Origin of the sequence: Nesterenkonia pannonica, assembly GCF_019575955.1 — a bacterium.
GTDB classification, from domain to species: Bacteria; Actinomycetota; Actinomycetes; order Actinomycetales; family Micrococcaceae; genus Nesterenkonia; species Nesterenkonia pannonica.
Genome location: NZ_CP080575.1, coordinates 905,991 through 927,544, shown reverse-complemented (window position 1 = coordinate 927,544; position 21,554 = coordinate 905,991). Strand labels below are relative to the sequence as shown.

Sequence of the window (21,554 nt, the reverse complement as noted above, 5' to 3'; positions counted from 1 at the left end):
AGCGCAGCCCTCATCCAGGATCGACTCCGCCACCCACCGCTCGTGGAAGATCGTGATGTCGGTGGGCTGGATGCGCTCCGCGTCATTGACCCCGATGACCGTGTGGTGCTGAAAAATCCGCCCGGTCGCTTGATCCGCCGAGGGCCCTTGCCCAGGATGACGATGGTGTCGCTCGTGGACCGCTCCGCCGCCTCCGCAACAAGATGCTGCAGGCCCCGGGGCTGCCTGCGACGACGGTAGCCCTGGCAACGTCTGACCGCTGGTGATTCGCTCGCTCATCGCCCCCGAGTCTAGCCCTCCCCTCGGCCACCAGTGCCAGCAGGTACTGCCCGTAGTCCGTCTTCTTCAGCTGCTCGCCCTGCCGAGCCAGCTGCTCGGTGCTCACCCAGCCGTTGAACCAGGCGATCTCCTCCAGGCACGCGATCTTCAGCCCCTGCCGGTGCTCCACCGTCTGCACATACTGCGACGCCCCCAGCAGCGACTCATGAGTGCCGGTGTCCAGCCATGCGAAGCCGCGCCCGAAGCGCTCCACCTTCAGATCCCCGCGCTCCAGGTAGGCGCTGTTCACGCTGGTGATCTCCAGCTCCCCACGGGCTGAGGGCTTCACGTTGCGTGCGATGTCCACCACATCGTTGTCGTAGAAGTACAAGCCCGTCACCGCGAACGGGGACTTGGGCCGTTCGGGCTTCTCCTCGATCGAGGTGGCGTTGCCTGCCTCATCGAACCCGATCACCCCGAACCGTTCAGGGTCCTTCACCTGGTAGCCGAAGATCGTCGCCCCCGCTGCTGCTCCGAGGCGCGCACCAGCTTCTCCGTGAAGTGCTGCCCATGGAAGATGTTGTCCCCAGCACCAAGCACACGCTGTCGTCACCGATGAAGTCCTCACCGATCAGGAACGACTGTGCCAACCCGTCCGGCGAGGGCTGCTCGGCATACTCAAAACGCACACCGAACTCGTCCCCTCCCCAGAAGGCGGCGATACATGGGGAGATCATCCGGAGTGGAGATGATCAGGATCTCCCGAATGCTTACCAGCATCAGCACCGAAATCGGGTAATAAATCATCGGTTTGTCATAGATCGGCAGCAGCTGCTTCGAGACCCCCGAGTGATGGGATGCAGGCGCGTGCCCGTCCCGCGGCGAGAATGATGCCCTTCCGTGCCATAAATCCCCGATGCTCCTCAGGGCCGCCGCGCGAGATATGGCGGCCTGACCGCATCCTACCGGCGAAAAAGCCATATGCTGAGGCGATGAGCACCATTCTGGTGACCGGCGGCGCCGGATTCATAGGATCAATTTCGTTCACCACCTCATACAGAACACCGATTATGACGTGGTGGTCCTCGACCGGCTGACCTATGCCGCCAATACCGAATCCCTCGTAAGCCTGCCGCCCGAGCGGTTCAGACTGGTGGTGGGAGACATCGCCGACGCAGACCTCGTGGACTCTCTCGTCGCCGAGGCAGACGCCGTGGTGCACTACGCCGCAGAGTCCCACAACGACAACTCGCTGCAGGACCCCTCCCCTTCCTGCACACCAACATCGTCGGCACCTACACCCTCCTGGAAGCCGCCCGTCGTCACCGCACACGCTTCCATCACGTCTCCACCGACGAGGTCTACGGCGACCTCGCCCTCGACGACCCCGCCAAGTTCACACCCGAGACCCCTACAACCCGTCGTCCCCTACTCCTCGACCAAAGCTTACTCAGACCTGCTGGTGCGCGCCTGGGTCCGCTCCTTCGGGCTGGAGGCCACCCTCTCCAACTGCTCCAACAACTACGGACCGCGGCAGCACGTCGAGAAGTTCATCCCCGCCAGATCACCAACATCATCGACGGCGTCCGCCCCCGCCTCTACGGCACCGGCCACAACGTGCGCGACTGGATCTACGTGGACGACCACTCCTCCGGGGTCCACGCCATCCTCGAGCGCGGCACACCCGGCGAGACCTACCTGATCGGCGCCGACGGCGAGCGCAGCAACCTCAACGTCATCCGGGGCATCCTGCGTGAGATGGACCAGCCCGAGGACGCCTTCGACCATGTGACGGACCGCCCCGGCCACGACCTCCGCTACGCCATCGACGCGACCAAGCTCCGCGACGACCTCGGGTGGCAGCCCCAGCACACCGACTTCGACGCCGGACTCCGGGACACCATCGACTGGTACCGGGACAACGAACCCTGGTGGCGCGACCGCAAAGGACCCACTGAGGCGCAGTACGCGAAGGCCACCCACCCATGAGTGAGCTGCCCACCGGCAAGGACCTGAGCGTGCACGAGACCCCATCCCCGGGCTGAAGGTCATCGACCTGCCCGTGCACGGGGACGCCCGCGGCTGGTTCAAGGAGAACTGGCAGCGCGAGAAGATGACCGCACTCGGCCTGGCGGACTTCGGGCCGGTGCAGAACAACATCAGCTTCAACGCCCAACCCGGGGTCACCCGCGGCATCCACGCCGAACCATGGGACAAGTACATCTCGGTGGCGACGGGCCGGGTGTTCGGTGCCTGGGTGGACCTGCGCGAAGGGCCCACCTTCGGCGCTGCCTACTGGTGCGAGATAGACCCGACCGTGGCGGTGTTCGTACCCCGCGGGGTGGGCAACGCCTTCCAGGCCCTCGCGAAGCACACCGCCTACACCTACCTGGTCAACGCCCACTGGTCCGCTGAGGCCCAGTCCGAGTACACGTTCCTCAACCTCGCCGATGAGACAGCTGCCATCTCCTGGCCGATCCCCTGGAGGATGCGGTGCTGTCTGAGAAGGACCAGGCCCACCCCGGCTGGAGGCGGTCACCCCATGCCGCCGAAGAAGACACTGGTGATCGGCGCGAACGGTCAGCTGGGGCGAGCGCTCAGCGCACGCTGGGCAGGGCGCTCCGATGTGGACGTGGTGGGCCGAGAGACCGTCAACCTTGCCGTCCCAGAGACCTTCGACAGCATCAGCTGGTCCCAGTACTCCACCATCGTCAACGCGGCCGCCTACACGGCCGTCGACGAGGCCGAAACGCAGGAGGGCCGACGAGCGGCGTGGGCGGTCAATGCTGCCGGACCATCGACTCTGGCGCGCATCGCCGCCGAGAACCGGCTGACCCTGGTGCATGTCTCCACCGACTACGTCTTCGACGGAACACAGGAGATCCACACGGAGGACGAGCCGTTCAGTCCCCTGGGCGTCTACGGGCAGTCCAAAGCCGCCGGGGACACAGCCGTCGCCACCGCGCCGCAGCACTACATCCTGCGCACCTCATGGGTCATCGGCGACGGTCCCAACTTCGTCCGCACCATGGCCTCCCTGGCCGAACGCGGCGTGGACCCGCCCGTGGTCAGTGATCAAGTCAGTAGCTCTCCTTCGCCGATGAGATTGCCCGCGCCATCGACCACCTGCTGACCACGCGCGCCGGGCACGGGACCTACAACGTCTCCAACGCCGGAGAGCCAGCCTCTTGGGCGGACATCGCGAAGAGGGTCTACGAACTGACCGGCCACGACCCCGAGAGGGTCACCCCGTCACCACCGAGCAGTACTTCGCGGGCAAGACCGGCGTCGCACCCCGTCCCGCGCACAGCACCTTCGACCTGAGCAGACTTGAGGCCACAGGGTTCACGCCTGCGGACCAGTTTCAGGGGCTTGAGGAGTATGTCCGGTTTTCAGACGAGAAGGCGGATGGCGACAGCTAAAACGTTTGTATGCGGACCGTCGCAGATCATGTTCAGTAGTTACGCGTGTTCAGTTAGACTGAACAACGCCAGCTACTGAACGGAGTCAGTCGTGGATACTTTCGCAGAACGGCTACAAGACCAGCTAACCGGTTACGACCTCGAACTGAAAACGCCTCAACCCCTTGGCCTCTACGAAGAGTACGAGTTCGAAAGGGCGGGGCAGCTGATTCGCGGACGACAGAATGAACACGTGACGGCGGTCTTTCTGCCGAAAATGACCCTCACCGCTCTCGCTCACGCGCTTCCGCCTCCTGTGCGCCGCAGCGCTCCCGTCTTCGCATTCGGCCACCGCATCATGCCCCGAGCCGCTGACGCGTTCAGAGAGGAGGGAATCAACTACCTGGACGAGGTAGGCAACGCGTACATACGTTTCGCTGACGTCCTCATAGACGTACGCGGTCGAATCCCCAATGCCTCCCTCAAGACCAGCATGCGTCCCGGCCCCCAGAAAACTCTCTTCACGCCCCGCCGGGCCCAGGTCATCTTCGCCCTGCTTACTTGGCCGGAACTCCTCAGCGCTTCCCTCCGGGATATTGCCTTCTACAGCGGCGCATCCACTGGCCAAGCACATGACACGATCAAAATCCTCCGCGAACGCCAATTCCTCATCAGCAGGAACGACGAGGCTCTCACCCACCGTGATGAGCTCATAGACATATGGACTTCGGAGTACCCCAGCGGACTGGGATCACCCACCAGGAACGTCGCTTCACAGGTGACCCCCAACACCTCGTGGTGGACGACGACACAGTTGCATATGTGAGTGGGGAGGCGGTACTCGGAAATACGCCATCTCACCCTCACCCTCTACACCTCGGCATTCAACGCAAGACTTGCCGCTGCCAACAGATGGAAACGCACAGAGGCCGACGCGAACATATTCGTGAGACCTCAGTTCTGGCTCGACCCTCGGCGTCGCTCTGAAGAGATCCCTCAGGGCACCGTTCAGCGTGCACCCGAACTGCTCATTTATGCCGATCTCATGGCATCCCGCGAACCTCGACAGATCCAGATGGCCAAGGAGCTTAGGCATGCCACTTCCTTCAAACACGCAGCTGATCCACAGCTCCTCCACGCACCCCAATGCATCGCCCAAGAGCTCTCAAGAGTCGGCGCAGACCCAACGCAGCTGATGCTGGTCGGCGCCTCGTGCCGCGACATCCTTCACTCCACAATGGGTCACGCCTTTCCTCTCCGTGGCACCGAAGACTGGGACTTTGGCATCGCCGTCGCAACATGGGATCAGTACGACAACATTGCTTAAGCAGTTTCCCGAAGCCGGAACAAATGGCCTACGTCGCAGAATCGCAGGCTACGCAGTAGACCTCACGCCTTTCGGGCCCATAGAAGATGACCGCGGCCTGGTCACAAGGCCCCTGTCCAACACATTGACGTCTTCGGCTTCCGCGATGTCTACGACCGGTCAGAAACGCTGCCTCTAGGAAACGACCTCACGGTGCGAATCCCCAACCGCAGGGGTATGCCGCACTCAAAATGCGTGCCTGGATCGACCGGTCCCAGCCCGGTCGGGGCGAATACAAGGACGCGATCGACATCGCAACGGCCATCGTGTGGTTCATCTCCTCAGACGAGATCGAGACATGGCTCTACGAGGAAGACAAAGACAATGCCCTGCTGATGGCCGCAGACTTTGATCCCGCACTCGCCGCAACGATGCATTTGAGCACGCAAATCCAAGCTCATCTATCGCCGAGCGTCGCAAAGGAGCTGTTCCGCCAGTGGCGTCAGACGGACATCGATCTTCTTCTCCGAAACATCCGCTCCCATGAGCTCCCCAACTGGCCCACTGCGAAGGCGCAACAGCGCAACCTGCTGACAGCAATCGGTCAAGGACGCCTCTAGATCGCATCTCAAGGCAACCCTCTTCCGCTCGGTGGTCCGACGCACTACATTCAGGCCATGACCTTCGCGAACGTGGGCACCCTGGAGACCAAGCCGGGCCAGCGGGATGCCGTCATCGACATCCTCACCCGGCCCAACCCCTCCTGGCGGAGGTAGGCTGCCTGTTCTACGAGGTGGGATCATCCGAGGACCAGCCGGACACCGTGTTCGTCACCGAACTCTGGATCTCCGCCGCCGCACACCAAGAATCCCTTCAGCTTCCCTCCGTGCGCGAAGCCATCACTGAGGCGATGCCGCTGCTCACCGGAAAGATGGACGGATTCCAATACGACGTCACCGGTTCACCCCTGCGCGAATAGCCCCCGCCCCAGCAGCACCACATAGGGGCTCCTTGACACACCCTGGACCGAGCAGGACATCCCCAGCCAGCAGGGCAGGGTCGCGATCGTCACCGGCGCCAACACCGGCCTCGGCTTCGAAACCGCCCGTGCCCTCGCCGATCACGGCGCACACGTCGTACTCGCCGTGCGGAACGTCGACAAAGGCAAGGCAGCTGCCGCCCGCATCAACGGCGACGTCTCCGTCCAAGCCCTCGACCTGTCATCGCTGGAATCAGTACGCGCCGCAGCCGCCGACCTGCGCGCCGCGCACCCAGCCATAGACCTGCTGATCAACAACGCCGGGCTCATGTTCCCGCCTCGGAGCACCACAGCCGACGGCTTCGAACTCCAGATCGGCACCAACCACCTCGGCCACTTCGCACTGACCGGACTGCTCCTGGACCACCTGCTGCCCGTGCCGGGGTCCCGCATCGTCACGCTGAGCAGCAACGGCCACCGCTTCCGCGGAGCTGACATCCGGTTCCACGACCTCCAGTGGGAGCAGAAGTACAGCAGGGTGGGCGCCTATGCTCAGTCCAAGCTCGCCAACCTGCTGTTCACCTACGAGCTGCAGCGACGGCTCGAACCCTCCGGCACCACCGTCGCGGTCGCCGCCCACCCCGGGGTGTCCAACACCGAACTCATGCGCCACACCCCTCGCCTGCTCCAGAGGCCGGTCTCCGTGCTGGCGCCCCTGCTCACCCAGTAAGCACAGATGGGGGCACTGCCCACCCTGCGCGCAGCCACCGACCCCGCCGTCACCGGCGGCCAGTACTACGGCCCCGACGGCAGAGGAGAGGTGCGCGGACACCCCGTGCTGGTCAGCTCAAGCGCCGCAGCCAACAACGAGGACGTCCAGAAACGCCTCTGGGCCGTCTCCGAAGACCTCACCGGGGTCACCTTCTAGCTGTACCCGGCCTTCAGGCTGGTGGCAGTCGGCTGATTGGAGGGGTGTCCTGCGAACGCCCTGCGGGTCGGCATAGTGTATGGGCGCGAGGACCGTGCGGCCCGGCCTGCTTCACCCTCGGCCGCGTACCGGTCGATCAGAGTCTTTATGCACTTGCGAGAGACAGCTATCGCCGCCACGATGTGGGCCTGTTTCCATCCGGTCTGATGGCGCTGGACGATCAGCCGACGACTACAAACGGTCAAACGGGCCCTACCGTGGGACATCAGAACCTCCGGGTTGGAACGACCCTTCGGCACGCCGCAGCGCACTCGGAGGTTGCCCTCCGTTCAACCAGGCTTGCCGCCACCGACATCCTGACCAGTTACAGCTGCAGCATCTACGCTGCACCGCCCTGGGCTTCCATAACCTGGCCAACTACATCACCTGCGCACTGCTGGACACTGGTGGATTCAGGCCGCTGCTCCGCCCTTATCTGTGATGAGTCATACACCTGCTGAGGCGTTCAGTCGCTGGACCGTCAATACGGAAGGCTGATCTTATGCTCCCCGCATCAACCAAAATCCGAGGTGACCCTGGCATGTCGATCTCACCTTGGACGCCCTCCGGGACACTGAGGGCGAGATCGAGGGCATCACCGGTGCGCTCCCACCTGCAGCGAATGACGCCATAAGCGGTTTTGAGCGAGGACTCAGCCCACGTCAACTCTCCGGTCAGCTCACCAGTGGGTGGCCTAGGTGCAAATTTCACGCGCGTGTAGCCGGGGCGGCGGGCGAGATCCCCGACCACACGGTGCAGCCAATCAGCTACGGAACCTAGCGCGTAGTGGTTGAAGCTTGTCATCTCACCGGGGTTAATGCTCCCATCGGAGAGCATCGAATCCCATCGTTCCCATACCGTGGTGGCGCCGTTCGTGACGGGGTGCAGCCACGAAGGGCTCTTTCGTTGGAGCATGAGCCTATACGCATCATCGATGTGACCAGTCCGCGTCAGAGCATCGGTCACGTACGGGGTGCCGGCGAACCCGGTGCTGACGGTATGCCCCGAGTCGCGCACCAGCTCGGCGAGCCGGTCACCAGCGGGCTTCAGCATCGAGTCCTGCAGGACGTCGAAGACGATGGCGAGCGTGTACACCGTGGTGCAGTCGGAGAATATCCGGCCATTCGCGTCCACGTAGTGCTCTGCAAATGCCGTCGCAGAACGCTGGGCCGCCTGCCCGAACTCTGCTGCGTCTCCGGACTTCCCGAGAATCTCCGCGGATGCGGCGACAATCCTCGCCGTGCGCACTAGGCAGGCGGTCGCGACCACTCCGGGATCGGCCTTCGCCTGGGCAGGGTTATGCGGGGAGGCGTCGGGATCCAGCCAGTCCCCGAATTGGAACCCCCAGTCCATAACCCCTGATCATCGATCAGACCGAGGACCCGGCGAAGATGCGCCGCCATCGAAGGGTACTGGTCCGCCAGAACCTGTCGGTCCCCGTAGGCCTGCCACAGTGCCCATGGCACCCAGACGGCCGCATCCGACCAGATGGCGGTGGAGTCAGCGGCCCCGAACTCCTCCGGCATTCCCTGATACTTCAGCAGGTCCGGCACCACGTAGGGCACCAGTCCAGCCCCAGCGCGCTGCTCAGCCGCGAGGTCCCCAGCCAGTCCTTGAGAAAGTCTCCGACATCGTAGAGATAGGTGGCCGTCGGTGCGAACACGGCGATGTCCCCGTCCATCCGAGCCTCTCGTCACGCTGCGGGCAGTCTGTGGGCACGTCGAGAAAGTTGCCGCGGAGGCCCCAAACGACATTCCGGTGGAAGGAGTTGAGCAGTTCGTTGGACGTGGTGAAGGTGCCTGTGCGTTCCAGCTGCGAATGAACGACTACGGCGCTGAGGTGATGCGGTTCCAGCACACCTGGGAAGCCGGTGACCTCGACATATCGGAAGCCGTGGAAGGTGAAGCTCGGTTCGAAGATGTCGGCCTCACCTGAGAGTGTGAATTGGTCCGTAGCCCGGGCGCTGCGGAGCGGTCGCGTCCCCAGCTCCTCGTCCTCCAGGACCTCGGCATGACGCAGGGTGACGACTCTTCCCTCAGGTCCTTGGACGTGGAGCCTGACCCAGCCGACCAGGTTCTGACCGAAGTCCACCAGGGTTTTGCCTGCGGGTGACTGCCAGATGGCCTCAGGGGCAATCGACTCGTGGCGCCGGACCGGCGGACCAAGCTGTTCGACGAGCTCACCCCGGAAGGAGATTCTCTCTGCCCGCTGGGTGGACTGTGCCTTCTTGCGTCGTGAGACGCTCTTCCCTGGGGTTCCGCGGCTGCGGCGCCGTGCATCGATGCTCTGCCCGTCGTAGAGGTCGTCGGCAAGGACCTCGGATGCCTCGACTATCCAAGTCTCGTCGGAGCAGATCGTCTCCACGTGCCCGTCCTCGAACAGCATGTCCAGCTGCAGCAGGAGACCTCGTCTGTCACCGTAGACGTGGCGCATCCCCTCCCAGCCCAAGCGACCGCGGTACCACCCGTTGCCTATCGTCGCTGAGACGACCTGTTCAGCCGCTGCTGGGTCCAGCAGGTCCGTCACCTCGTAAGTCTGGTAGCGCAGCCGCCACTCGTAGCTGGACCAGCCGGGGCTGAGCACGTCGCCGGAGATCGCCGAGCCGTTGAGCGTCACCTCATAGACTCCCAGCGCGGTAGCGCGCAACACTGCTCGAGTGAGGGAGCCGTGACCTTCCGGCATGTGAAAGCTCGTGCTGAAGCGGGGAGCCGCGGCGAGTTCCTCGACTGAGGCGATCAGCCCCGCAGTCAGGGTTGGAGGAAGGTCGAGATCGGCACGGCGCTCCTTGCATCTTGTACGGCCCCTGGCCGCCTGGAAAAGTGTAGTGGGTCCATTGATGATCCTCCCCAAAGGGCTGGCCCGTCTGGGTGGGCGCGATCAGTGCTGGGCGGAGGCGTCCGGTGCGGAGGCCGCAGCTTCCTCGACTCCTTCGGATTTTTCCTGCTGCAGCACGTGCGACATCCGCGAGACCCAGAAGAAGCCGATGCAGGCCGCGATCACGATGATGCCAGCGAGGAAGAAGAACAGCACCTGCGGACCAAGCTCGATGAGAGCAGGTGTCACGAGCGCCACGGCCGCGGCCACGGCTCTGGTAAAGGCGATGCCGATACCCTGTGCGGTGCTGCGGTGCTCAGTGGGAAACAGCTCCTGGGACCAGACCTTGAACAGTGGCTCACCTGCGAAGCCGTTGGCGAAGTTGTAGATCACGCCCATAATCACCAAGGTGACTACCGTGACGCCGAGGACTCCGGGAATGAGGAAGCTGATGATGACCGCGATGGCACCCACGGCGAAGCCGACCATTCGGTATTTGGAGTCGACGATCGTCATCAGCAGGAGCATGCCGAGGAACCCGCAGGCGAGACCAATGAGATTCATCGCTGAGGCCACTGAAACGTCAGTGCCTCCCACATTTACGTAGAGGTAGACAGTGAACTGGCCGAGCGTGTTCGCCGCGATGTTGGAGAATGCGAAGAACAGTGACAGTCCGATCAGCGCGGGCCGGAAGCTGCCGGTCAGAAGCACCTTGATGCTGGTGCGGTCCAGCCTGCCGGTGTCCACCGCCAGCTTATTGGCGGTCCACATCGGCGATTCCGGCAGCCACATGCGCAGCACCAGCACCAGCAGCGACATCACGAGCAGGTGCGCATACATGATGCGTGCGCCGTCTGCACCCATCCCGCCTACGAAAACGCCGAAGACGTTGACCACCGGGATGGCCGTGATCCACAGAACATGTGAAAGCGAGACCATCTTGCCGTGGTGCCCCTCGGGTGCCACCTCGGCGATCATCGCCAAAGAGGGCGGCAGGTCCGCACCTGAAGCAAAGCCGATCAGAATGATGCCGATATACAGCGCGCCCACACCCGGGGCGGCGACCAGGATGGCGGCTCCGATGGCGTAGACGATGATCGTCAGCGTGAAGATCCTCTTACGGCCGAAGCGGTCGGAAAGATTGCCTCCCACCAGTGCGCCGACGGCGATCATTTCCCGTCAGGAGCGCGGAGAGCTGGCCGAACTGCGCAGGGCTGATTCCCAGCTCGTCCTGAAACAAGGTGAGGGCGGTGCCTGTGGTGACGATGGCACCTGCGTCCAGGTACGACGCCATCCCAGCGACAGCGGCGGTCCACCACGCTTTGCGGCGTTCAGCGCGCGTAGGTGTGCTCTGCATATGAAGGCCTCCTCGGCAGAAGTGACTGCTGTCACGTTATGTACGTCACAGAGAGTACGACGTTGTAGAACGTTTTACAACAGGGCAAGAACGCTGCATGCCGAGGAGCGTCCGGGTCTCGAGTGGTGTGCTGAGGATTCAGGCGAGGCGTGCCGTGGTGCTTCGCAGGCGCAGCGTCGGCCGGATCACACGGTGCACGGCCTCTCGGCGTCCGTGGATCCTCTCCAGAAGCAGCTCAGCACTCGTGGTCCCCGTCTGCGCGGCTGACTGGTCGACGGTGGTTAGGGAGATCCGACCCACGCCCGCGAGGTAAGTGTTGTCATAGCCGCACAAACTCAAGTCTTCGGGCACGCTCAGTCCCCGGTCCTCCAGGGCGCGCAGCACCCCGAGAGCTGCGATATCAGCGCCAGCGAAGACTGCAGTCGGCGCCTGCCCCGAGTCGAGAAAGAGCCGGGCAGCCTCGTGGCCCCCTTCTTCGGTGAAGCTGGTCTCCGCGACATGCGGTTCGAGACCGTGGCTCTCCATGGCTCGTCGATACCCCAGCTGGCGAGCGGTCTGGGATAGCACGTGAGGCTCACGCAAACCTTCAGCCGGATGGCTGGTGTGCGCGATCCGCTCGTGTCCCAGATCCACCAGATGGTCCACCACAAGTCCCGCGCCGTAGTACTCGTCGTCGACCACCGTGTCGAAGTGCTCGCCGCCGCCGTGCCTGGCGACCACGACGAGCGGTATCCTGCGACCAAGGTCTTCCAACCATTCCGTGGGGGTCTGCGGGGCGACGAGGATGAGTCCGTCGACATTCCGGTCCAGCATCGCCTCCACAGCGCTCCGCTGCCGACGACTGTCCCGACCGGCCGGAATGATGATCTCCTGGTAGGGCCCCTCTTGCACATGGCCGGTGATCGCCTGGACGATCTCCGGCTGGAACTGTGAAGGTAATCCACCAGCACGATGCCGATCGTGAATGTTGCGCCGCGCATAGCCCGCGCGCCGGTGTGCGGACGGTAGTTCAATCGTTGCGTCGCGGAGAGGACGCTCTCTCGCATGTTCTCGCTGACCCCGTAAGCGCCTCGCAGCACCTTCGAGACCGCCGACACCGAGACCCCCGCCTCCCGAGCGACATCTCGAATCGTGGGTCTGGGTCGGACCTCGTCGGCAGAATCTCGACTCATGGACGCAACATCATTCATGAGTCCGGAGCATACAAGTCGCGTCCGTCAACCATTGCTCAGCGAGGAGAGCTGCTGGCGCAAGCGGCTTCAAAAGCAGGAGCTTTAGTGCCTAGTGCTGAGCCCTTGAGCCTTCTCTGCGATTGCTTCTGTGGCGGCCCAGGATGCGAGCAGCCTGAGTCCCTCCTCGGAGGAACTTCCAGAGACAGCGGGATACACGGTCAGGGAGTGCCCGGGGGCATCTTCAAGCTCCATGACCTGATAGTTCAACTCCAGAGTCCCTACCACTGAGTGATGGAATGATTTCGCCCCTGAGTAGTGGCGGCGCACATTGTGCGCGGCCCACCGTGCGCGAAATTCTTCACTGCGCACCGAAAGCTCCCCGACGAGGTCAGCTATGCCCTTATCGTGAGGCCAGCGACCGGCGTCTCGGCGCAGAATGGCGACGTTGACGTTGGCCGCCCGTTCCCAGTCGGGGTAGAAGTCGTAGGCCCGAGGGTCGAAGAAGATGAACCGAGAATGGTTCGTAAGCCGCGCCGTGCCACGATACATATCGGAATAGAGCGCATAGCCAAGCTGGTTCGCTGCAACGATGTCCATCCGATTATTGCCCACAAACGCTGGCGCCCCCGTGATCGCGTCGAGCATGTGCTGCACTGCTGGCGCCAGGCCCGAGGATACGGGGCTTTCTGCCGGGGCCGGGCACTGCTGCCTGCTTTGGCCAGGTCGAAGAGGTGGTCATGTTCGGCCCTGTCCAGCTCCAACGCTCGAGCAATTGCATCTAGAACACTGTCCGAGACACCGGTGAGATTCCCACGCTCGAGCCGCGTGTAGTAGTCGATGCTGACACCGGCCAGGCGAGCCACCTCTTCCCGACGCAACCCCTCGACGCGACGACGCCCCCGAAGGTTTCGATGCCTGCCTGCTCGGGTGTGATGCGTGCACGTCGTGACGCGAGAAACTCTCGTACCTCTGCTCGGTTGTCCATAGATCCCACGGTAGAGGGTCCCCAACGTTCTAGAGAGGTACTGCTGTAACCCGTTTCACCAGACACCTTGTCCGCCTTTCTGGAAGCGCGTTGCATAGAAGAAGTTCATCCCGATCGGGCTCGGACACAGCTCGGTTCCGCGGAACTTGGCTTCAGCATCCTCTGGAAGGAATCCACTATGACGTCACCCGGTCTGTTCAGGGTCATGCCGCTCAACGGGCTGCTGGCCCTTGTGGCGCTAGCCGTCGGTCTCACCGGGTGCGGCCGGGGCAGCGACGGCAATGCAGGAGAAGAATCAGTCGCCCCAGCGACCCATGCCACACCCTCGGAGACTGCCGCAACGCCTTCATCATCAGCTGCAGCTCCGACTTCGACGCCACTGGTCGTGGAGTTCCAGGGCCAGCAGCTAACCGGTCAACTCGACGCTTCTGCGACAGCAGCATCTCTGCTGGAGCAGCTGCCGCTGACCCTCACATTCAGCGACTTCGGCGGCCAGGAGAAGATCGCCGATCTTCCCTCACCGCTCGATCTCAGCGACGCGCCGGAAGGAAGTGCTGCCACCCCAGGAACGATCGGCTACTACTCCCCAACCAAAGTCTGGTCCTCTACTACGCAGAGGTAGGCCACTACTCGGGGATTGTGCCGATCGGCACGTTCGAGGGCAGAAGTTCTCGAAGCAGAAACGAATGACGTGACCATGACCCTCCGCGCGATCGACTGACAATCCCGCGCCGCGGGCAGCCACAACCCCGCATCAGTTCCATCACCTCAGAATTGGAGATACCCCATGAAAGCCACGTACATGTTCGGCGTAAGCGACGTCCGCGTCATTGACGCCCCTGACCCAGTCCTTCAAGAGCCCACCGACGCGGTCGTCCGGATCGTTCGAGCGTGTGTCTGCGGGTCCGACCTGCATCCGTATCACAGCATGGAGACCAGCTCCGAGGGTGCCGCCATGGGACACGAGTTCATCGGAGTGATCGAAGAGACAGGCACAGAGGTCCGCACTCTCACCAAGGGCGACCTCGTGATCTCCCCTTCTCGTTCTCCGACGGAACCTGCGAATTCTGCCAGGAGGGCCTGTTCACCTCCTGCGTCCACGGCGGCTTCTGGGACATGCCCGGGATGGGCGGTGCCCAGGCCGAAGCAATCCGGGTCCCGCTCGCTGACGGCACACTCGTCAAAGTGCCGGGCGTCGCAGAAGACTCACCACTGCTGGGCTCCCTGCTGACCCTCTCCGACGTCTACGGCACCGGATGGCACGCCGCCACTCGCGCCGGAGTCACCCAGGGAGACAGCGTCGCCGTCATCGGCGACGGGGCAGTGGGTCTGCTGGCAGTGCTCTCTGCCAAGCAGATGGGCGCTGAGCAGATCATCCTCATGGGACGCCACGAAGCTCGAACCGCCCTCGGTGCTGAGTTCGGCGCCACCGACGTCGTCGCCGAACGCGGAGAAGAAGGCATCGCAAAGGTCCGAGAACTGACTGGCGGGCACGGCGCGGCGAAGGTCCTCGAAGCGGTCGGACATTTGCCCGCCTATGAACAGGCCTACGGCATCGTACGTCCCGGCGGAGTGATCAGCCGCGTGGGTGTCCCCAGTACGAAGAAGCGCCCATCGGCTTCACGAGCCTCTTCGGAGGCAACGTGACACTGACCGGAGGACCTGCCCCGGTGCGCGCCTACATCGAAGACCTGATGCCCGCCGTCCTGGACGGCACTGTCAACCCGGCAAGGTCTTCGATCGCACCGTCGGTCTCTCCGACGTTCCCGACGCCTACCTCGCCATGGACAACCGTGAGGCACTCAAGATCATGGTCACACCCTGATCTGCGAAACTCGCGAAACCGCGCGCATGCCCACACTCAGAGCAGCACAGGACATCGCTCCAGATGCCACACCCACCGCAGACCTCTCCTATCGCAGCTGCGGGAGACACCAGGAAGGGCCGTACCATGACCACGATCGCCATCATTGGAGCAGGACGAGGACTCGGCGCGGAGATCGCGCGCCGCTTCGGGAAAGAGGGTTTCGACCTGGCCCTGATCTCACGCAGTCAGGAGCGCCTCGACACCCTCGCAACGGACCTGCAGACCGAAGGGTTCTCCGCCAAAGGCTACGCCGCCAACGTTCGAGATCCCGAAAGTCTTGCCAACGCGCTTGACGAGGCAGTCCAGGAGCAGGGGCCCATCGAGGTGCTCACCTACAGCCCGCTGCCCCAGAAGGAATTCCTACGACCCCTGCTCGAGACCACCGCGCACGACTTGCAGGGCGCCGTCGAGTTCTCCATCTATGGACCGGTCACTGCAGTCCACCAGGTGCTCCAAGGAATGCGCTTCCTAGGTCGAGGCACGGTGCTGTTCGTCAACGGAGGCAGCGGAGCCCGCCCCAGCGCCCACGTTGCGGGCACGTCCATCGCGTTCGCAGGCGAAAGTGCCTACGCCCAGATGCTTCACGATGAGCTAGCCGAAGAGAACATCCACGTCGGGCAGCTCATCATCCCCGGCGCTATCGCCCTCGGCGATTCGCACACCGATCCCAAGATCTTGGCGGAGACCCTCTGGTCGATGCACCAGGACCGTAATGCCTTCCGGGTCTTTGCCCGCGATTTCGAGGGCTGAGATGAGCATCCAGAAGCAGCCGAAAACCTTCACCGTTCAGGGCCCGGATGAGTCGTTCACCGGGGACGGGTACTTCAACACCTACTACTCGGGTGAGCCGACACTGCACGTCACCGTGCGGCCGAGGAGACGTGCAGCCGTACGGTGAGGCCGTCATCGAACTCCACCCAGGTGACATCGTCTACACCCTCCTGGAGAACTGATGGAACTCAACGAACTACTCGCCGCACTGGCCGACGGTCAGCGCATCACGGGAGACTCCCCGCTGCACGAGGTCATGCACCGGGTGAGTCAGGACGCGCTGCGCATCACAAGTCAGATCAACGGCAGCTACCACGACCCCGCAGATATCCGGGAACTCTTGGGCAAACTGACTGGCAAGCCCGTTGCCGACTCTCTGATGGTGTTCCCGCCGTTCCACTCGGACTTCGGCAAGAACATCACCTTCGGCGAACGGGTCTTCATCAATGCGGGGTGCAGCTTTCAGGACCAGGGCGGGGTGAGCATCGGGGATGATTCCTTGCTCGGACACAACGTAGTCCTGGCCACCCTCAACCATGATCTCGCCCCGGGCCGACGCAGGGATATGCTGCCTGCACCCATCGTTGTGGGACGCAATGTATGGATCGGAGCCAACGCGACCATTCTGCCGGGAGTGACCATCGGTGACGACGCCGTGGTGGCAGCGGCCGCCGTCGTGACGAAAGATGTTCCCCGGAACGGTGGTGGTGGGGTCCCCAGCACGCGCGGTGCGCGAACTCCGCGACTGAGCGACAGACCAAATCCAGCACCGGACCTCCTTGTCAACAGCGCAGGCATCTACCAGCACCAGTTGCTTCTCGACGACCTCGACTCCCGCCCCTCCTGACGCAAATATCCCTACTTAGTTCGTCACGGCGAAAGGACAAGACGCATGCTGAAAGAACGCAGGCTCGGCCAACAAGGCCTCACCGTCGCTGAGATCGGCTTCGGCACCATGGGAATGACAGCCTTCTACGGCACGGGGCCAGCAGCACCGAGCACATCGCGGTGATCCGCCGTGCTCACGAGCTCGGCGTCACCCTGTTCGACACCGCCGAGCTCTACAACGGAGGTGATGGCTCGAATGAGCTTCTGCTGGGAGAAGCGATCGCGCCGTTCCGCGACGAGGTGCAGATCGCGACGAAATTCGGCTTCACCTATGACGATCAAGGCAACTCCAATGGGCACGACTCGAGCCCGGAGAACATCCGACGCGTGACAGAGAACAGTCTGCGTCACCTCGGCACTGACGTGATCGATGTTCTTTATCAGCACAGACAGGACCCCAACGTTCCGGTGGAGGAAGTCGCTGGGGCCGTCGGTGAGCTGATCGCTGAAGGCAAGGTGCGCCATTTCGGGCTCAGCGAAGTCGGTCCAGAGACCTTGCGTCGAGCCCACGCCGTCCACCCGGTTTCGGTACTGCAGACTGAGTATTCACTCTTCGAGCGAGGCGTTGAGGCTGAAGTCCTTCCAACTGTCCGCGAGCTTGGCATCGGGTTTGTCCCCTACTCGCCACTCAGCCGGGGGTTCTTGACCTCCGAGGTGAAGCCCGCCGAGGGTACGAGGAGAACGACTTCCGTCATCACGACGCCCGTTGGCAAGGCGAGAACTACCGGGTCAATAAGCACGCAGTCGACCAGATCCACGAGCTCGCCGACCGGAAGGGAGTCACCGCCGCTCAGCTTGCCCTGGCCTGGCTCCTGGCTCAGGGTCCGACATCGTTCCGATTCCCGGTACGCGCAGCACGGCGCGACTCGAAGAAAACCTCGCCGCAGCGGACGTGGACGTCACAGATGCCGACCTCGACGAGATCGAGAAGATCATCCCGCACGGGGCTGTCGGTGCCCGCTATAATCCCGAGCACCTGCCCACCTGGGTCTGAGACTCACCATTGCTTGGCTGGCGCCGTGACCCTGCGGAAGGAACATTTCTTGTCTCGGATATTCGTCACTGGATCCACCGACGGACTTGGTAGGAACACAGCCATTGAACTGCTCGATCAAGGACATGAACTGGTCCTTCACGCTCGCAACCCGGAGCGGGCGCGTTCTCTCGATGACCTCACGGCACGCGGGGCACGCGTCGTCGTCGGTGACCTAAGTGTGATCGACCAGGTGCGCGGTATTGCCGAACAGGCCAACGACATCGGTCGGATGGACGCCATCATCCATAATGCCGGAGTGCTCCACGGTCCAGCTCTGCTCCCCGTCAACGTTGTCGCTCCCTACCTGCTGACTACGCTCATTCACCGACCAGAACGGCTCGTGTACCTGAGCAGCGGGATGCACAAAGGCGGACGCTCCGAGCTGGCCGGCACGGACTGGTCCGGGGGCCAAACTAATCGCACTTACTCAGACTCGAAGCTATTCGTGACAGCATTCACGATGTTCGTCGCCCGCGCGTACCCCGAAACCCTCTGCAACGCTGTTGATCCCGGCTGGGTCCCCACCCGCATGGGAGGTTCTGCAGCTTCGGACGATTTGCGGCAGGGACACATCACTCAAGCATGGCTAGCTGCAAGTACTGACCCGGAGTCTCAAACCACCGGTGAGTACTGGCACCACAGGCATCAGCAAGCGCCCCACCCTGCAGCACTGAATCGTGACTTTCAGAACGAACTGGTCGCCCAACTAGCAAGTCATACGAAAGTGTCTCCTCCGTCCCACCCCTGACGCCCCGATGACACGCACGATCCGGCGGTCGGCCAAAGCGGGGCGCACGTCGACTGCTCGCGCCGCGGTTTTCTGGCTTTCAATTGCACCTGCGGTCGCAGCGCAGACTGACTCCGGCCGGGGCACTGACTCCTCAGCGGGTTTCCTCCTCGCAGGGCACAGCACCAGTGGGGCCGCACCTCACAGACGTCACGTATCCCAGCATCCGTTCTGGTGACGTCACCAAGGTTTGTCACCATTCGCGTGGAGCCTCGGTCTCCCCGTGGACTCGCGTTCCACGAGTTCGGGTTGGAATACCTTGTGGTGGATTGGTGAGTTGGGGTCCTGGATAGCAAGCTGCAGTAGGTGGGCCGCATGTTGGCCCATCTCCGCCGAAGGCTGACGAATAGAAGTGATGGGAATCGTAGCGTTCGCTGCGAACTCTATGTCGTCGTAACCGATCAACAACATGTCATCCGGAACGCCAACCCGCGCACGAGCCAAGGTCTGCAGTGCACCCAGAGCAACCAGATCATTGGCAGCAAATATGGCGTCGGGGCGTTCTCGAGCGGAGCGATTCAGCAGATCTTCAGTTGCAGTGCGCCCAGAGGAAGCATCCATGGCTTCCGTAGGAACGTACTCCACCGTGATCTTTGGGTCCTGGCGAGCTCTTTGCTGGGCTCCGCGGAGCCTGTGCTGCACCTGCCGCAGCACGTGCGGCCCTCCGATGACAGCAATTCTCTGCCCGCCCTGCGCGATGAGATGGTTCGCTGCCAACCACCCACCGCGCTCGTCGTCGACCGAGACCGAGGACAGCTCGTCCGCGCCAGTCTTTCGATCGATGACGACGACGGGAATGCCATGCTTCTGAAGCTTACGCAATCGAGGCAGCACGTTGCCCACAGGGGCAATAAGGATTCCAGCCACGCGCTGCTGCTCAAACAGATTGAGATACATGGATTCCCTGTCGCTCTGCTGGGAAGAATTGCTCAGCAGCAGGGGTCGGCCCAAATGCATCAGGTGCTGCTCCGCCCCGGCGGCGACGTCCGTGAAGTAGGGGTTCCTCGCGTCGAGGACGATCATGCCGACCGCAGGATTGAAGCCCGCTCGCAGCTGACGTGCGGCATCGTTACGAACGTAGCCCAACTCCTGGATCGCCACGTGGACCTTCTCCAGCGTGCGAGCGGAAACCCGTTGCGGACGATTGAGCGCATTCGAGACCGTCGCAGGGAGACCCTGCCCGCAACGCCACATCGCGTATCTGAGCCATAGCCATAAGCGCTAACGATACTTGGGCGTTGACAGTCTCAAGAGCGGCAACCTATGATCTGAGTCACAGAATTGAATCGATTTACATAGGGTCCATGCTCGTCGTGCGGACCCAGATCGCCACTCGCACCCGGAGGTTTCATGGTCACTCACGCGGATGCGCCAGTCCTCGAGCTCGAGGGCGTGCGCAAGACGTTCGGCAGCGTCGTCGCGCTCGCCGACGGCACGCTCTCGGTGCAGCCCGGGTCCGTGCACGCCCTGGTCGGCGAGAACGGCGCAGGCAAGTCCACGCTCATCAAAATCGTGGCCGGACTGCACAAGCGTGACGAAGGCGCCTTCCGGTTCCGAGGAGTCGACGCAGAGTTCTCCTCCACAGCAGACGCGAAAGATGCTGGCATCGCCGTCATCTACCAGGAGCCCACACTCTTTCCCGACCTGTCTGTCACCGAGAACATCTTTATGGGTCGGCAGCCGCTGAGCGGCGGTAAGCGCATCGACCGGCAGACCATGGTCACCGAGGCTCTCCAGATCTTCGATCGGTTGGGCGTGGACCTCGACCCCCATCGCCCTGCCCAAGGGCTGTCGATCGCAGACCAGCAGATCATCGAAATTGCCAAGGCCATCTCCTTGGACGCACATCTGCTCATCATGGACGAACCCACCGCAGCGCTGTCCGGAGTTGAAGTAGAGCGTCTTTTCAATGTCACTCGCAGCCTCAGGGATGAGGGCCGCGGAATCGTGTTCATCTCCCACCGTTTTGATGAGGTCTTCGACCTCAGCGACACGATCACCGTCATGCGCGACGGCTCCTACATCGGCACAGTGAGGACGAACGAGACCAGCAACTCTGAACTGGTCACCATGATGGTGGGCCGCGAAGTCAATGAGCTGTACCCCAAGACTCCGACAGAGATCGGCCAGACCGTGCTCGAGGTTGAAGGGCTTAACTCCAAAGGAACCTTTCATGACGTTTCCTTCAGCGTTCGTGCCGGCGAGATCGTCGGCCTTGCAGGCCTTGTCGGTGCGGGTCGAAGCGAAATAGCGCGCGCCGTCTTCGGAGTCGATACCTATGACTCCGGAACGGTGAGCCTCGGAAATCAGCGGGTTCCCAAGAGCAAACCGGCCGCAGCGATCGAGGCCGGAATGGCCCTGATTCCAGAAGACCGCCGTCAACAGGGACTGGTCGTCGAGTCCTCAGTCGCCGAGAACATCGGAGCCGCCATTCGTAAGCGACTTCAGAAGTTCGGCATCATCACCCGGGCCGCAGAAAACCGCGCAGCCTCATCATGGGCAGGGCGCCTGCAGGTCAAGACGGCGGCGATGTCCATGAGCGCCGCCACCATGAGCGGCGGCAACCAACAGAAGGTGGTAATCGCCAAATGGCTGGCCACCGACCCCAAGCTGCTGATCATCGACGAACCCACCCGAGGCATCGATGTTGGCACAAAGTCCGAAGTCCACCGTCTGCTATCCCAATTGGCGGGAGAGGGAATGGCAATTCTAATGATCTCCTCCGAGCTCCCCGAAGTGCTGGGCATGGCTGACCGCGTTCTGGTCGTCAGCGAAGGCCACATCACAGCCGAGCTGGACCGGGAAGATGCTACGCCGGAGAAAGTGATGCACGCCGCCACAGCCCGCCGCGAGGAAGCAGTCGAAAGGTCTGGGAAAAGCCAGACCGACGACCTGGTGACCGCTGGGGAGGTGCAGGGAGATGAGCACAGCAGCGCCGTCGAAACCCAAGCAGAGGGGGAACACCC

Annotated in this window: 14 protein-coding genes and 12 pseudogenes; 15 read left to right on the top strand and 11 right to left on the bottom strand. The window is 62.8% G+C overall.

Translation table 11 applies throughout. The features are described 5' to 3' along the window. Window positions 1-307 precede the first annotated feature (307 nt). Window positions 308-1,165, bottom strand: a pseudogene (rfbA, locus tag K0H76_RS06850) (glucose-1-phosphate thymidylyltransferase RfbA); the annotation flags it as partial. An 85-nt stretch (window positions 1,166-1,250) separates the two neighbouring features. On the opposite strand from rfbA, the pseudogene rfbB reads away from it, so the two are divergent. From rfbB to K0H76_RS06815, 7 genes and pseudogenes are all read left to right on the top strand, one after another. Next, window positions 1,251-2,247 (top strand): annotated as a pseudogene (rfbB, locus tag K0H76_RS06845) (dTDP-glucose 4,6-dehydratase). 43 nt (window positions 2,248-2,290) lie between these two features. After that, window positions 2,291-3,680 (top strand): annotated as a pseudogene (locus K0H76_RS06840) (bifunctional dTDP-4-dehydrorhamnose 3,5-epimerase family protein/NAD(P)-dependent oxidoreductase). 91 nt (window positions 3,681-3,771) lie between these two features. Next, entirely contained in the window at window positions 3,772-4,485 is a 714-nt protein-coding gene (locus tag K0H76_RS06835; protein ID WP_258934899.1) for a hypothetical protein, read from the top strand. 731 nt (window positions 4,486-5,216) lie between these two features. After that, window positions 5,217-5,585, top strand: coding sequence for a hypothetical protein (locus tag K0H76_RS06830; protein WP_258934898.1), 369 nt, complete (start codon window positions 5,217-5,219; stop codon window positions 5,583-5,585). A gap of 57 nt (window positions 5,586-5,642) precedes the next feature. After that, window positions 5,643-5,944 (top strand): annotated as a pseudogene (locus K0H76_RS06825) (antibiotic biosynthesis monooxygenase). An 85-nt stretch (window positions 5,945-6,029) separates the two neighbouring features. Beyond that, complete coding sequence (locus K0H76_RS06820) at window positions 6,030-6,674, top strand: oxidoreductase (RefSeq protein ID WP_258935355.1); 645 nt, start codon at window positions 6,030-6,032, stop codon at window positions 6,672-6,674. Between the two features lie 6 nt (window positions 6,675-6,680). Then, window positions 6,681-6,872 carry a hypothetical protein gene (locus tag K0H76_RS06815; protein ID WP_258934897.1) on the top strand — a complete coding sequence of 64 codons (192 nt, stop codon included), beginning with the start codon at window positions 6,681-6,683 and terminating at the stop codon, window positions 6,870-6,872. Here K0H76_RS06815 and K0H76_RS06810 read toward each other — a convergent pair. The 8 genes and pseudogenes from K0H76_RS06810 to K0H76_RS06775 all read right to left on the bottom strand — a co-directional run bounded on the left by K0H76_RS06810 (window position 6,869) and on the right by K0H76_RS06775 (window position 13,239). Next, window positions 6,869-7,138: a leucine zipper domain-containing protein gene (locus tag K0H76_RS06810; RefSeq protein ID WP_258935354.1), complete on the bottom strand. Its 270-nt coding sequence runs from the start codon at window positions 7,136-7,138 to the stop codon at window positions 6,869-6,871. The two genes, K0H76_RS06815 and K0H76_RS06810, sit on opposite strands and share 4 nt — an antisense overlap. Window positions 7,139-7,343: 205 nt before the next feature. Beyond that, entirely contained in the window at window positions 7,344-7,715 is a 372-nt protein-coding gene (locus K0H76_RS06805) for a hypothetical protein (protein WP_258935353.1), read from the bottom strand. Next, a pseudogene (locus K0H76_RS06800) lies at window positions 7,716-8,476 on the bottom strand (alpha-L-rhamnosidase); the annotation flags it as partial. 22 nt (window positions 8,477-8,498) lie between these two features. Next, a complete protein-coding gene (locus K0H76_RS06795; protein ID WP_258934896.1) occupies window positions 8,499-9,527 on the bottom strand; it encodes a family 78 glycoside hydrolase catalytic domain in 1,029 nt (342 codons plus the stop codon). A gap of 261 nt (window positions 9,528-9,788) precedes the next feature. Further along, a complete protein-coding gene (locus K0H76_RS06790; RefSeq protein WP_258934895.1) occupies window positions 9,789-10,877 on the bottom strand; it encodes an MFS transporter in 1,089 nt (362 codons plus the stop codon). Between the two features lie 343 nt (window positions 10,878-11,220). Then, entirely contained in the window at window positions 11,221-11,973 is a 753-nt protein-coding gene (locus K0H76_RS06785; protein WP_258934894.1) for a substrate-binding domain-containing protein, read from the bottom strand. A 167-nt stretch (window positions 11,974-12,140) separates the two neighbouring features. After that, window positions 12,141-12,254: pseudogene (locus K0H76_RS06780) on the bottom strand (LacI family DNA-binding transcriptional regulator); the annotation flags it as partial. A 102-nt stretch (window positions 12,255-12,356) separates the two neighbouring features. Beyond that, window positions 12,357-13,239, bottom strand: a pseudogene (locus K0H76_RS06775) (helix-turn-helix transcriptional regulator). Between the two features lie 178 nt (window positions 13,240-13,417). Here K0H76_RS06775 and K0H76_RS06770 point away from each other — a divergent pair. From K0H76_RS06770 to K0H76_RS06740, 7 genes and pseudogenes are all read left to right on the top strand, one after another. Then, window positions 13,418-13,861 carry a cyclophilin-like fold protein gene (locus tag K0H76_RS06770; protein WP_258934893.1) on the top strand — a complete coding sequence of 148 codons (444 nt, stop codon included), beginning with the start codon at window positions 13,418-13,420 and terminating at the stop codon, window positions 13,859-13,861. Window positions 13,862-14,026: 165 nt separating this feature from the next. Next, window positions 14,027-15,064: pseudogene (locus tag K0H76_RS06765) on the top strand (alcohol dehydrogenase catalytic domain-containing protein). A gap of 126 nt (window positions 15,065-15,190) precedes the next feature. Beyond that, entirely contained in the window at window positions 15,191-15,856 is a 666-nt protein-coding gene (locus K0H76_RS06760; protein WP_258934892.1) for an SDR family NAD(P)-dependent oxidoreductase, read from the top strand. A gap of 1 nt (window position 15,857) precedes the next feature. Then, window positions 15,858-16,004, top strand: coding sequence for a hypothetical protein (locus tag K0H76_RS06755; RefSeq protein ID WP_258934891.1), 147 nt, complete (start codon window positions 15,858-15,860; stop codon window positions 16,002-16,004). Window positions 16,005-16,058: 54 nt separating this feature from the next. Beyond that, window positions 16,059-16,626, top strand: a pseudogene (locus K0H76_RS06750) (sugar O-acetyltransferase). Window positions 16,627-16,772: 146 nt separating this feature from the next. Further along, a pseudogene (locus K0H76_RS06745) lies at window positions 16,773-17,759 on the top strand (aldo/keto reductase). A gap of 49 nt (window positions 17,760-17,808) precedes the next feature. Continuing rightward, a complete protein-coding gene (locus K0H76_RS06740) occupies window positions 17,809-18,549 on the top strand; it encodes an SDR family NAD(P)-dependent oxidoreductase (RefSeq protein WP_258935352.1) in 741 nt (246 codons plus the stop codon). A 219-nt stretch (window positions 18,550-18,768) separates the two neighbouring features. On the opposite strand, the gene K0H76_RS06735 is transcribed toward K0H76_RS06740, so the two are convergent. Further along, window positions 18,769-19,689 (bottom strand): substrate-binding domain-containing protein, encoded by a 921-nt coding sequence (locus K0H76_RS06735; protein ID WP_258935351.1) that lies wholly within the window; start codon window positions 19,687-19,689, stop codon window positions 18,769-18,771. Window positions 19,690-19,702: 13 nt separating this feature from the next. Continuing rightward, window positions 19,703-19,782, bottom strand: a pseudogene (locus K0H76_RS06730) (hypothetical protein); the annotation flags it as partial. Between the two features lie 156 nt (window positions 19,783-19,938). On the opposite strand from K0H76_RS06730, the pseudogene K0H76_RS06725 reads away from it, so the two are divergent. Beyond that, a pseudogene (locus K0H76_RS06725) lies at window positions 19,939-21,429 on the top strand (sugar ABC transporter ATP-binding protein); the annotation flags it as partial. Window positions 21,430-21,554: the final 125 nt, after the last annotated feature.

Excerpts from the sequence above, each read along its gene's own strand:
- K0H76_RS06830 (WP_258934898.1), top strand. The coding sequence starts at position 5,217 with ATGCGTGCCTGGATCGACCGGTCCCAGCCCGGTCGGGGCGAATACAAG.
- K0H76_RS06815 (WP_258934897.1), top strand. The coding sequence starts at position 6,681 with ATGGGGGCACTGCCCACCCTGCGCGCAGCCACCGACCCCGCCGTCACC.
- K0H76_RS06810 (WP_258935354.1), bottom strand. The coding sequence starts at position 7,138 with ATGTCCCACGGTAGGGCCCGTTTGACCGTTTGTAGTCGTCGGCTGATC.
- K0H76_RS06805 (WP_258935353.1), bottom strand. The coding sequence starts at position 7,715 with ATGACAAGCTTCAACCACTACGCGCTAGGTTCCGTAGCTGATTGGCTG.
- K0H76_RS06770 (WP_258934893.1), top strand. The coding sequence starts at position 13,418 with ATGACGTCACCCGGTCTGTTCAGGGTCATGCCGCTCAACGGGCTGCTG.
- K0H76_RS06760 (WP_258934892.1), top strand. The coding sequence starts at position 15,191 with ATGACCACGATCGCCATCATTGGAGCAGGACGAGGACTCGGCGCGGAG.
- K0H76_RS06755 (WP_258934891.1), top strand. The coding sequence starts at position 15,858 with ATGAGCATCCAGAAGCAGCCGAAAACCTTCACCGTTCAGGGCCCGGAT.